Raw genomic sequence first — 10,712 nt, 5'->3', positions numbered from 1 at the left:
TTTCTTTAATTCAGGAATTGCCTCTTTGTTCCACAAACCAAATGGGTAGGCAAAATACTTGACATCTTTACCCGTGATCTCTTTTAGCGTTTTGGTTGGTTTTTCAATCTGTGTAATCCAATCATCTCCCTGGTATTTTTTAACATTCTGATGGTCATAGGTATGAGAACCAATAACATGTCCTGCTTCAGATAATTCTTTAACCTGTGCTTTGCTCATGTAATTTGGCTTCCCCAATGAAACGGTCATGATATAAAATACAGCCTTAAAACCATATTTTTTCATTTCAGGGATAGCTACAGTATATTGGTCAAGTTTGGTGTCATCAAAAGTTAGCATGATGGGCTTTTTAGGCAATTTAGTTCCATAGGCTAAATAGCTATATAATTGGTCAGGCAAAATGGTCTGATAACCACTATCTGCAAGCATTTTCATTTGCGATTTAAATTCAGCAATTGGCACGATATAATCTTTACCCATTTTTCCATCAGTTGCTGTCCAGTTTCTTACCTGGTGGTAACAAAGAATTGGTACCTGGGGGCGAGCCAGAATCTGGGCAGCGCTGGCTATTTTTCCTGAAGTGTTAGTAGGCTTCTCCTCATCGTTACTTTCAGTAGTACCCGTGTTCAATTGTTCTACAGAAGTGCTATCTGTGCTTTCAGATGCTTGGTTTGACGAATTTTGCTGACATGAACTCAGGTAAATTGTGGTGATCATTAAAAGGGGTAGGATAATTTTTGTTTTCATGGTATGGTAGAAAATTCGATTTTGTAGAATATGTTTTACGAAAATAAGGAAAATTGACTCATCCCAAACCTTAGATTGAATTAATTTATTATTGAAGGGGCACGAATAAATTGATTGCTAATAATTGCATTACCTTTGCAATTTAAATGGCTAAATGATAGAGAAGGTATTAAAGAATTTAAAGATTGCATCACTCAATGAGATGCAGCGTGTTGCGATCAATTCTGCTAGCAATACCGATACTGTAATTTTGTCGCCTACGGGCTCTGGCAAAACTATTGCTTTTTTAATACCGGTATTAAGCAGGTTGGATCATGCTAAAACAGGCATTCAGGCCATGATTTTAGTTCCTTCAAGAGAATTAGCGCTGCAAATTGAACAGGTTTTTAAAGCCATGGGTACTGGGTTCAAGGTCAATTGTTTTTATGGAGGGCATCCGGTAAAAACAGAAAGAAATAATTTAATTGAAGCGCCAGCTGTTTTAATTGGTACACCCGGCCGAATTGCCTACCATATTCGACACGAGAACTTTAATCCGAATGCTATTCATACCATCGTACTCGACGAGTTTGATAAGGCCTTAGAATTTGGTTTTGAAGAAGATATGGCCTTTATTATCAGTCGTTTGAAAAACTTAGGACGTAGAATTCTTACCTCTGCAACAAAAATGACAGAGATACCCTCTTTTACCGGTTTAGGCAAGTCGGCTGAGGTAAACTTTCTTAGCGATTCCAATAGCTTGCCTGATCTAGTCATCAAATCTGTGGTTTCTGATGCAGCCGATAAATTGGAAGCTTTATTTTCATTGATCTGTAAAATTGGAAACCGATCTACTCTGGTTTTTTGTAACCATCGTGAAGCAGTTGACCGTATAAGTGCTTTATTATGGAATATGGGCCTTGATCATGGGGTTTTTCATGGCGGCATGGAACAAGAAGACCGTGAAAAGGCTTTATTGAAATTCAGAAATGGAAGTTATCGGTTTTTGATTACTACAGATCTTGCTTCGCGTGGCTTGGATATTCCAGAAATTGAATTTGTTGTTCACTATCAGCTACCCCATAATGAAGAGGCTTTTTTGCATAGAAATGGGCGTACTGCCAGAATGCATTCAAGCGGAACAGCCTATGTTATTCTTACTGAAGATGAAAAGCCTTCATTTTTAAAAGATAAAACGGTGATTGAAGTTTTACCAGAAAAAGCTAGTGTTCCAGAGAATACCTCTTGGGCAACTCTTTATTTAGGAGCCGGTAGAAAAGATAAGATTAATAAGATTGATATTGTTGGCCTGTTAATGAAAAAAGGAAAACTAGAAAAGGATGAATTAGGTTTGATCGAAGTTCAGGATTATGCTTCATATGCTGGGGTGAGCCGTAATAAGATCGCCAATATTGTAAAACTCCTAAAAAACGAAAAAATAAAGAATAAGAAAATCAAAATAGAAATCTCTCGGTAAAATTATGAGCAATAACGACATCATGAAAAAGCTTCGTGTAGCCCTTAAGCTAAACGACCAGGAAATTGTAGAAATTCTAAAACTAGTAGATTTTTCAATAACTAAAGCTGAATTGGGGGCTATTTTCCGCAATAAAGAACATGAAAATTTTAAGCCTTGTGGTGATCAAATTCTACGAAATTTTTTAAATGGCCTGATCATTTATAAACGCGGCCCTAAACCCGAATAGTCTTATTTTATGCTATTTTCCTAACATTGGAAAAAGCTTTTTTATATCCGCTTCGGTAGGTCGGCTGCCATATTCGCATATCTCAAATGCTTCTGCGTAGTTAACTCGTTCTGCTTTTTCTGCGCCATACCATTTTTGAAGGCTAGCTTTAACTTCTGCCGAGATTGATCCTGTTCTTTGCTTCTTAAGCCATACTATTCTTTCTGCAGGGTCAATGGGTGCCTTTTCTGGATTGCCGCTAATCCAAGGTAGCCACTCATAAAACTGTGATTTATGGGCATCAAGGCCATATATTTTTTTATCAATCACTGAAGTAATGTCAACTGCAATGTCGGGCTGAAATGGATTAGGCTTTTTGAAATTATCTTGAAAATAAAGAAATACAGGGTTTTTACGCAATGGGGGAGTATCAGATGCAACATTGGGTACTCCAACCATGAATGCAGCATCCTGAACTAAAACACCTGTGTATCGATGGTCTGGATGGTAGTCATTGGGTCTTGGGGCTATCACTATATCTGCATTCCATTCTCTTATTCTACGTATAATATCAAATCGGATAGCCAGAGTTGGCAATAGTTCTCCATCATGATTGTCGAGTACTTCATAGCTTACTCCTATTCGTCTTGCAACTTCTTTGGTTTCTTCGAGCCTTCTTTTGGCCAGCATTCCGCCGCCTTCATTCATATGCCCTGCATCGCCGTTGGTTACCGAGAGGAATTTAACGTGGTGCCCCATGGCAATAAAAAGAGCTGCAGTACCTCCGCTTTTAATGTCGCAGTCATCAGGATGAGCACCTATCATCATAATTTGAAGAGGTTTTTCTTGTGCATTTAACAGGCTTAGGCAACAGGTAAATAAGATGATGAATAATGCTTGAGCTTTCATTTTGTTTATGTTTAGATTCTCTTAATGAAGATAAGTATTAAATCGATAGTTGAATATTTTGTCAAGTAAAAGTCTTTTAGGTTTTTTCCGTAATTATCAATTTATTTTGAATTCTTCATTGATATTTTTGCATTGAAAAAGGTTTTATTACCTTCCAAACAAATTAAAATGTAAATCCAGATTTTATGGGCTTTTTTACACCAAAGTATTTTAAAGGAACATCATTGCAGATAGGCTTATATGCTGCTGTGACCGTATTTCTTACCTATACTATGGTTTTTGGATTTAGAAAATCATTTACAGTTGCAACTTTTGACGGCATTACCGTAGCTGGATATAGCTATAAAACAATTCTGGTAATTAGTCAGATGTTAGGATATATGCTTGCCAAATTTTATGGTATTAAATATATATCTGAGCTAAAGCGCCATGGAAGAGGGCAAATTATCATGCTTCTGACGGTTATTTCCTGGTTAAGTTGGTTATTTTTTGCACTTGTACCAGCACCCTATAATATCGTTTTTCTATTTATCAATGGCTTTCCTTTAGGGATGCTTTGGGGAGTAGTGTTTTCTTATGTAGAAGGTAGGCGCAGTACTGATTTTATTGGCGCCACACTTGCAGTGAGTTTTATATTTGCTTCAGGCTTTGTAAAAACCGTAGGTGCCTGGCTGATGCTGAATTTTGGCATTACAGAATTTTGGGTTCCGTTTTATACAGGGTTGGTTTTTGCTGCTCCGCTCTTACTCTTTGTTTATTTAATAGAAAAAATTCCATCTCCAGATGATAAGGATATTGCATACCGTACGGCTCGGGTTCCAATGCTTGCGCAAGACCGAAAAAATTTTATTCGGATTTTCCTTCCTGGTTTAATTGCTTGTATCCTGATTTATGCTTTTGCAACCATTTTTAGAGATATGCGGGATAATTTTAGCGCTGAAATGTGGAAGGAAATGGGATTCTTTGATAAACCTGAACTTTTTGCAAAAACAGAAACCCCAATAACGATTATTATCCTCCTGCTTATTGGAAGTATGGTCATGATAAAGGATAGTTTTAAAGCCTTGATGCTTTCACATTTTTTTATCGGATTGGGATTTATTATTGCAGGATTTTCTTCCTATCTTTTTACCAATCAAAATATACCTCCTATTTGGTGGATGACTCTGGTAGGTTTAGGATTATATATGGTTTATATACCGTTTAATTCAGTGTTTTTTGACCGTTTAATAGCAGCTTTCAAGCATACGGGTAATGTTGGGTTTTTAATTTACCTGGCCGACTCTTTCGGTTATGTAGGGAGTGTTGGTGTGATGCTGAGCAAGGAAATTTTTAAAGTTCAGTTGAATTGGGTCACCTTCTTCTCTAATAGCGTAATTTGGCTTTCGCTTGTAGGGCTTGCATTAACAATTTTTTCTTCAGTTTACTTTTACGCTAAGTATAGAAACTTAGTGCTAAAATAATCTGAACTTTGTTTTTTAGATTTATGAATTGCTTTTAATAGAAATGGAAGTCGAAATTAATGAAACGGTTTTAAGTGAATATGGATTTAAACCAGCTGAGGTTATATTGAAATCATTTGGAACTGGCCATATCAATTCAACCTTTTTGCTTACTCAAAATAATACTGGCGAGCAGTTTATTTTACAAAGTATAAATATCAATGTTTTTAGAAAGCCTGATATCATTGCTAAAAATGTGAAGCTGGTAGCAGATTTTTTGGGAGAGCATTATCCTGAATATTTATTCGTAAAAGCTATTCCAACTGTAAAAGGACAGGAAATGGCAGTTGTAGAGGGGGTCTACTGGCGATTAACATATTTTATAAGTAATTCGATATCCTTTGATACCTTAAGTGATCCGATGCAGGCCTATGAGGCTGCCTTACAATTTGGAAGGCTTAATAAGCTTCTGTCTGCTTTTGATGCATCACAATTAAATGAAACTATTCCTGGTTTCCATGATCTGGGCTTACGTTATAAGCAGTTTACCGATGCATTGGAATTAGCCTCAGAAGAAATAAAACAAAAGGCAGCCAATGAAATCGGTATAGCACTTCATTACCGTTTTATTCTTGACTATTTCAATTCATTTAAGAATTCAACCGAGTTTCCGGATAGGGCAATGCACCATGATACCAAGATCAGCAATATGTTATTTGATAAAGATAGCATGAAGGGAATCTGCGTAATTGATCTTGACACCTTAATGGCTGGTAAATTTATTTCCGATTTGGGTGATATGATGCGAACCTACCTTTGTGCTTATTCTGAAAATGAACCTGATATTAGCAAGATCACTATACGCATAGAATACTTCGAGGCAATTGTAAATGGGTATTTGCATGAAATGGGTGCGATATTAAGTCCGGTTGAAAAAGAACTGATACTCTTTTCAGGGAAATACCTGATTTATATGCAGGCAATCAGATTTTTAACCGATTATCTTAATGGGAATATCTATTACCCAATTGCTTATGCCGAACAAAACCTCGACCGCACTAAAAATCAATTCAAGTTGTTGAATGAGTTATATGAAAACGAGAAAATATTAGTAGATATCGTAAATAAATGTTTGAAAGAACATAAATACCAGAGCTAACATGCTGACTGTTTGGCGTCTTAAAAAACAAGCCTGATCCAATTTATGATTCAATTAAATTTTTTCTTAAATTATTTTTGAAATTTATATGTTTATTTATTCCAATATATTTCACTAAATTGCAGTAACACAAAACTAATTAACAACTAAACTATTAATTAATGGAAACCGGTACAGTAAAATTCTTCAACGAGTCTAAAGGATTCGGATTTATTACCCAAGAGGATGGCAAAGAAATTTTCGTTCACGTAAGTGGACTAAAACAGGATATAAGACAAAATGATAAAGTTGAGTTTGAAGTTGAAGAAGGCAAGAAAGGCCTTAGTGCAGTAAACGTAAAACTTGCTTAATTTATTTAGTGTAATAAGATTACATCCTAAAACTAAAAAATCCCTGCCGATGATATCAGCAGGGATTTTTTATTCGTTCCCTTTTTTGAGTTAATTCAGAGTTTAATCTGCTATTTTCTCATTATTTAAAAATACAAACTGATTATCGAATACATCCAGTTTGATCTTACTATCCTTGTCAATTTTTCCTGAAAGGATTTCTTTTGACAACTCATTCAAGATTCGTTTTTGGATAACCCGCTTCAACGGACGAGCACCAAATTGTGGATCATATCCTAACTGAGACAACCAATCTAATGCTTCATCACTGGCTTCAATCTCAATTCCCATTTCAGAAAGATTGGCCTGTACACCTTTGAATTGAAGTGATACAATATCTCTAAGTTCGTCGCGGTTTAATGGAGTGAACATGATTAATTCATCTATCCTATTTAAAAATTCTGGACGTATGGTTTGTTTCAACAGTTCAAATAATTCACCTTTAGTTTTGGCAACCACATGGTCTCTATTCAGGTCAGTTAAGTCTTTAAAATTGTCTTGAATAAGGTGCGAGCCAATATTAGAGGTCATGATAATGATCGTATTCTTAAAATCAACCAGTCGGCCTTTGTTGTCGGTTAATCTTCCATCATCTAAAACTTGTAATAATATATTGAATACATCTGGATGTGCTTTTTCGATCTCATCGAGTAAAATTACTGAATAGGGCTTTCTTCGCACTGCTTCAGTAAGCTGTCCTCCTTCATCATATCCAACGTATCCCGGAGGCGCACCAATCAATCTTGATACTGCATGGCGTTCCTGATATTCACTCATATCAATCCGGATCATGGCGTGTTCATCATTAAATAGATATTCTGCTAGTGCCTTAGCAAGTTCAGTTTTACCTACGCCAGTAGTTCCAAGGAATATGAATGATCCAATAGGTTTGCGTTTATCTTGCAAGCCTGCACGTGAACGTCTTATTGCATCAGAAATAGCTTCAATTGCTTCCTCCTGTCCGGCAACACGCTTGTGAAGTTCAGTTTCCATGAATAGAAGTTTCTCGCGTTCACTCTGTATCATTTTAGTAACAGGCACTCCTGTCCAACGTGAAACTACTCCTGCAATGTCTTCGGCTGTTACTTCTTCTTTCAGCATCCGGTTGTCGAGCTGTGTTTCAGATAATTGTACTTTTAATTTTTCAACCTGATCTTGTGCTTCTTTGATCTTGCCATACCTTAATTCGGCAACTTTACCATAATCACCTGCACGTTCAGCCTGATCAGCCTCTAGTTTATAGCTTTCAATTTGCTCTCCTTGATTGTTAATGGCATCAACAAGGTCTTTTTCTGCTTTCCAGCGGGCTCTTAAAGAATCACGTTCATTAGATAGATTAGCAATATCTTCAGAAAGTTCTTTTACTTTCTTCTCATCGTTTTCTCTTTTAATAGCTTCTCTTTCAATTTCTAGCTGCATGATCTTCCGATTAAGTTCATCTACAACTTCGGGTACTGAATCCATCTCTAACCTAAGTTTTGAGGCCGCTTCGTCCATTAAGTCAATCGCTTTATCAGGCAGAAAACGATCAGAAATATAGCGTTGAGATAATTCTACTGCTGCTATGATTGCCTCATCTTTGATTCTTACTTTATGGTGTGTTTCATAACGTTCTTTTAAACCCCTAAGGATAGAAATGGCATCCTGAGTATTGGGTTCATCCACGATTATTTTTTGAAAACGACGTTCAAGAGCCTTGTCTTTTTCAAAGTATTTCTGGTATTCATTCAATGTGGTAGCACCTATAGCACGAAGTTCGCCACGCGCTAGGGCAGGTTTAAGAATGTTGGCAGCATCCATTGCTCCCTCTCCACCGCCTGCACCTACAAGGGTATGTATCTCATCTATGAAAAGAATTATTTCGCCGTCACTTGAGGTAACCTCTTTAATAACAGCTTTTAAACGTTCCTCAAATTCACCTTTATATTTTGCTCCTGCAATCAGAGCACCCATATCAAGAGAATAAACTGTTTTAGTTTTTAAATTTTCAGGAACATCGCCCTGAATTACTCGAAAGGCAATGCCCTCGGCAATTGCAGTTTTACCTACACCAGGTTCACCAATCAAAATGGGATTATTCTTTGTTCTGCGCGAAAGAATCTGAATTACCCTTCTAATTTCTTCATCGCGCCCAATAACCGGATCTAATTTGCCTGATTCTGCATATTCATTCAGATTTCGGGCATATTTATTCAGGGCATTATACGTGGCTTCAGCATTCTGATCAGTAACCCTTGAATTTCCTCGTAATTCCAAAATTGCTTTTTTTAGGTCTGCCTCGTTCATGCCGGCATCTTTCAAGATCGCGCTTACTTTATCGCCAGTGCTTAATAAGCCTAATAGTAGGTGCTCAACAGAAACAAATTCATCTTTAAATTCTTTTAAATAGGTCATTCCTTTCTGCAGGGCAGCGTTTGCTCCTGATGAAAGATAGATTTCACTTCCACTCACTTTTGGGAAGCTCTGTATCTGAGCATCAATTACTTCTGTAATTCTATTGCTATTGATATTGAGCTTTTTAAATAGGTAGCTGATCACATTTTCATCAACACTTAACAATCCTTTTAGAAGGTGTGCAGTTTCAATAGCTTGTTGCTGATTGCCGCTCGCTATTTCAGAAGCCTTTTGTACAGCTTCCTGAGCTTTGATGGTGAAGTTGTTTAGATTCATAGTGCTTAACTAGGCTCAATTTAACTGCCATAAACCAAGACTTACAAACGAACTGTAATTATGTCTGTTAATTTTGATTTGCTCTGACTAAATGTCTGATATGCAATAATTTAGCCTGATATTTTGTCGGGCTGTACAAGGTAATTCTTGGATGGATTGGGTTATTTTAATCCAAAAAATTACTCGGCAAGATAAGCGGGAGTTTTAAATAGAGTAGTATTGAATGGTAAGTGCAGGATTATTTCTATGTTGAAAGTATAGATTTCAAAGCCTGGGCTTCATGATCAACAAGTTTTTGAAGAGGGGCTGAAACAATCATTTTCATCATCATATTCAAATCGGCTGAAATGGTATGAGTTGCTTGTGTATTGCCTTCTTCATCAACAGTTAAGTTCCATTTTAGTTCAAGTTCAAATGGTGCTTCTTCAATAGGTTTTACACTAATTTCTTTGTCTTTGGTGATGGATGAAACCTTTAAAGCTAATTTTGCCATATTCTGAATAGTAAACCTAGCTTCATCTTTTGTAGATGACCAATTATAAATAGTGTCAGGCATCAGCTGCTGATGGTTATTCAGGTCAGACAAAAACTCAAAAACCTCATTTACGGGCTTGTTAATTGATACCGTGCTTTCTATAATGGTCATACTATAAGTCTAAGATTCGATGGTATTTCCCCAGCCTTCTGGGTCTTCGCGCCATTTTCTTAATATTTTGATATCATCGGTAGAAACAAAATGATGTTCAGCAGCAAATTCAATTAAAGCATTGTAATTAGATAGCGTCAAGAACCGGCATTTTGCATTTTTGAAATTTTCCTCTGCGGCATCAAATCCATAATTAAATATTCCTACAAGTCCGGCAATTTCACAACCCGCTTCTCTTAAAGCCTGAACGGCCTGTAAACTACTTTTTCCTGTTGAAATAAGATCTTCAACAACAACTACACGCTGGCCCGGCGAAAATTCTCCTTCAATCAAATTACCTCTACCATGTTCTTTGGCTTTGGCACGAACATAAATAAACGGTAAACCTAATTCTTGGGCAACTAAAACACCTTGGGGTATACCTGCAGTAGCTACTCCGGCAACAACTGAAGCCGATCCAAACTCTTCCTGAATTAAGGCAGAAAGTTTTTGGCGAATATAAGTACGAATTCCCGGATGGGATAGTGTAATGCGGTTATCGCAGTAAATTGGAGATTTCCAACCCGAGGCCCATGTAAAAGGATTGTTGGGTTGCAATTTAATTGCTTTAATTTGTAGCAGAAATTCAGCTACTTTCTGTTCAATTTCACTCTTATTAGTCATGGCTCAAATTTATAAAATTTATATCAACGAAGTAATTTTAATCCTGACTGAATCACTTCCTCCAGATATTGAAGATTATCAGGAACTTAAAGTCTCAGATTTTGATTTTTTTAGCTTCTATAAGCGCATCAGTAACCATCAAAGTCCTAAAACTTTTCTTCTTTTAACCAAAAAATTTAAATCTGTTTTTAAAGAAATTAAGCGCGCCATGATTTTAATCAAAGCTGCCGGCGGGATAGTTAGTAATGAAGCAAACAAGTATCTGTTTATTTTTAGGAATGGGAAATGGGATCTTGCGAAGGGAAAAATAGAAAAGGGAGAGAATTCAAGGGTGGCTGCTGTTCGTGAAGTGCAGGAAGAATGTGGAATTAGGATTGATAGTTGCAGAGATAAGGTTTGCAATACCTATCATATATATGAAAT

General features: G+C 36.7%; 11 protein-coding genes. 6 read left to right on the top strand and 5 right to left on the bottom strand.

The genetic code is table 11. The annotated features are described in order from the left end of the window. The coding region (locus ACIQZ6_RS10305) for a polysaccharide deacetylase family protein (protein WP_395810777.1) at window positions 1–747 on the bottom strand (747 nt) is incomplete at its 3' end. 154 nt (window positions 748–901) lie between these two features. Between ACIQZ6_RS10305 and ACIQZ6_RS10300 the strand changes: the two genes are divergently transcribed. Further along, a complete protein-coding gene (locus ACIQZ6_RS10300; protein WP_395810775.1) occupies window positions 902–2,203 on the top strand; it encodes a DEAD/DEAH box helicase in 1,302 nt (433 codons plus the stop codon). Between the two features lie 4 nt (window positions 2,204–2,207). Then, window positions 2,208–2,432, top strand: coding sequence for a DUF1456 family protein (locus ACIQZ6_RS10295; protein ID WP_395810773.1), 225 nt, complete (start codon window positions 2,208–2,210; stop codon window positions 2,430–2,432). A gap of 12 nt (window positions 2,433–2,444) precedes the next feature. Here ACIQZ6_RS10295 and ACIQZ6_RS10290 read toward each other — a convergent pair whose 3' ends face one another. After that, window positions 2,445–3,320: a PIG-L deacetylase family protein gene (locus ACIQZ6_RS10290; protein ID WP_395810771.1), complete on the bottom strand. Its 876-nt coding sequence runs from the start codon at window positions 3,318–3,320 to the stop codon at window positions 2,445–2,447. A gap of 185 nt (window positions 3,321–3,505) precedes the next feature. On the opposite strand from ACIQZ6_RS10290, the gene ACIQZ6_RS10285 reads away from it, so the two are divergent. The 3 genes from ACIQZ6_RS10285 to ACIQZ6_RS10275 all read left to right on the top strand — a co-directional run bounded on the left by ACIQZ6_RS10285 (window position 3,506) and on the right by ACIQZ6_RS10275 (window position 6,271). Beyond that, window positions 3,506–4,783 carry a DUF5690 family protein gene (locus ACIQZ6_RS10285; RefSeq protein WP_395810769.1) on the top strand — a complete coding sequence of 426 codons (1,278 nt, stop codon included), beginning with the start codon at window positions 3,506–3,508 and terminating at the stop codon, window positions 4,781–4,783. 43 nt (window positions 4,784–4,826) lie between these two features. Continuing rightward, window positions 4,827–5,921, top strand: a complete 1,095-nt coding sequence (locus ACIQZ6_RS10280) for a phosphotransferase enzyme family protein (RefSeq protein WP_395810767.1) — start codon at window positions 4,827–4,829, stop codon at window positions 5,919–5,921. A 161-nt stretch (window positions 5,922–6,082) separates the two neighbouring features. Next, window positions 6,083–6,271: a cold-shock protein gene (locus tag ACIQZ6_RS10275; RefSeq protein WP_395810765.1), complete on the top strand. Its 189-nt coding sequence runs from the start codon at window positions 6,083–6,085 to the stop codon at window positions 6,269–6,271. Between the two features lie 102 nt (window positions 6,272–6,373). On the opposite strand, the gene clpB is transcribed toward ACIQZ6_RS10275, so the two are convergent. The 3 genes from clpB to pyrE form a co-directional block, all read right to left on the bottom strand. Further along, window positions 6,374–8,980, bottom strand: a complete 2,607-nt coding sequence (gene clpB, locus ACIQZ6_RS10270; RefSeq protein WP_395810763.1) for an ATP-dependent chaperone ClpB — start codon at window positions 8,978–8,980, stop codon at window positions 6,374–6,376. A gap of 244 nt (window positions 8,981–9,224) precedes the next feature. After that, on the bottom strand, window positions 9,225–9,626 hold the full coding sequence (locus tag ACIQZ6_RS10265) for an SRPBCC family protein (RefSeq protein WP_395810761.1): 402 nt from the start codon (window positions 9,624–9,626) through the stop codon (window positions 9,225–9,227). A 9-nt stretch (window positions 9,627–9,635) separates the two neighbouring features. Continuing rightward, complete coding sequence (gene pyrE / locus ACIQZ6_RS10260) at window positions 9,636–10,289, bottom strand: orotate phosphoribosyltransferase (protein WP_395810759.1); 654 nt, start codon at window positions 10,287–10,289, stop codon at window positions 9,636–9,638. On the opposite strand from pyrE, the gene ACIQZ6_RS10255 reads away from it, so the two are divergent. Beyond that, the coding region (locus ACIQZ6_RS10255) for an NUDIX domain-containing protein (RefSeq protein ID WP_395810757.1) at window positions 10,288–10,712 on the top strand (425 nt) is incomplete at its 3' end. The genes pyrE and ACIQZ6_RS10255 overlap by 2 nt on opposite strands.

The sequence above is a fragment of the Daejeonella sp. genome, from assembly GCF_044348475.1.
Lineage (GTDB): Bacteria > Bacteroidota > Bacteroidia > Sphingobacteriales > Sphingobacteriaceae > Daejeonella.
Note: the sequence above shows the minus strand (reverse complement) of the source record. Positions and strands in the feature narration are given on the sequence as shown.

Excerpts from the sequence above, each read along its gene's own strand:
- ACIQZ6_RS10300 (WP_395810775.1), top strand. The coding sequence starts at position 902 with ATGATAGAGAAGGTATTAAAGAATTTAAAGATTGCATCACTCAATGAG.
- ACIQZ6_RS10295 (WP_395810773.1), top strand. The coding sequence starts at position 2,208 with ATGAGCAATAACGACATCATGAAAAAGCTTCGTGTAGCCCTTAAGCTA.
- ACIQZ6_RS10290 (WP_395810771.1), bottom strand. The coding sequence starts at position 3,320 with ATGAAAGCTCAAGCATTATTCATCATCTTATTTACCTGTTGCCTAAGC.
- ACIQZ6_RS10285 (WP_395810769.1), top strand. The coding sequence starts at position 3,506 with ATGGGCTTTTTTACACCAAAGTATTTTAAAGGAACATCATTGCAGATA.
- ACIQZ6_RS10280 (WP_395810767.1), top strand. The coding sequence starts at position 4,827 with ATGGAAGTCGAAATTAATGAAACGGTTTTAAGTGAATATGGATTTAAA.
- ACIQZ6_RS10275 (WP_395810765.1), top strand. The coding sequence starts at position 6,083 with ATGGAAACCGGTACAGTAAAATTCTTCAACGAGTCTAAAGGATTCGGA.
- clpB (WP_395810763.1), bottom strand. The coding sequence starts at position 8,980 with ATGAATCTAAACAACTTCACCATCAAAGCTCAGGAAGCTGTACAAAAG.
- ACIQZ6_RS10265 (WP_395810761.1), bottom strand. The coding sequence starts at position 9,626 with ATGACCATTATAGAAAGCACGGTATCAATTAACAAGCCCGTAAATGAG.
- pyrE (WP_395810759.1), bottom strand. The coding sequence starts at position 10,289 with ATGACTAATAAGAGTGAAATTGAACAGAAAGTAGCTGAATTTCTGCTA.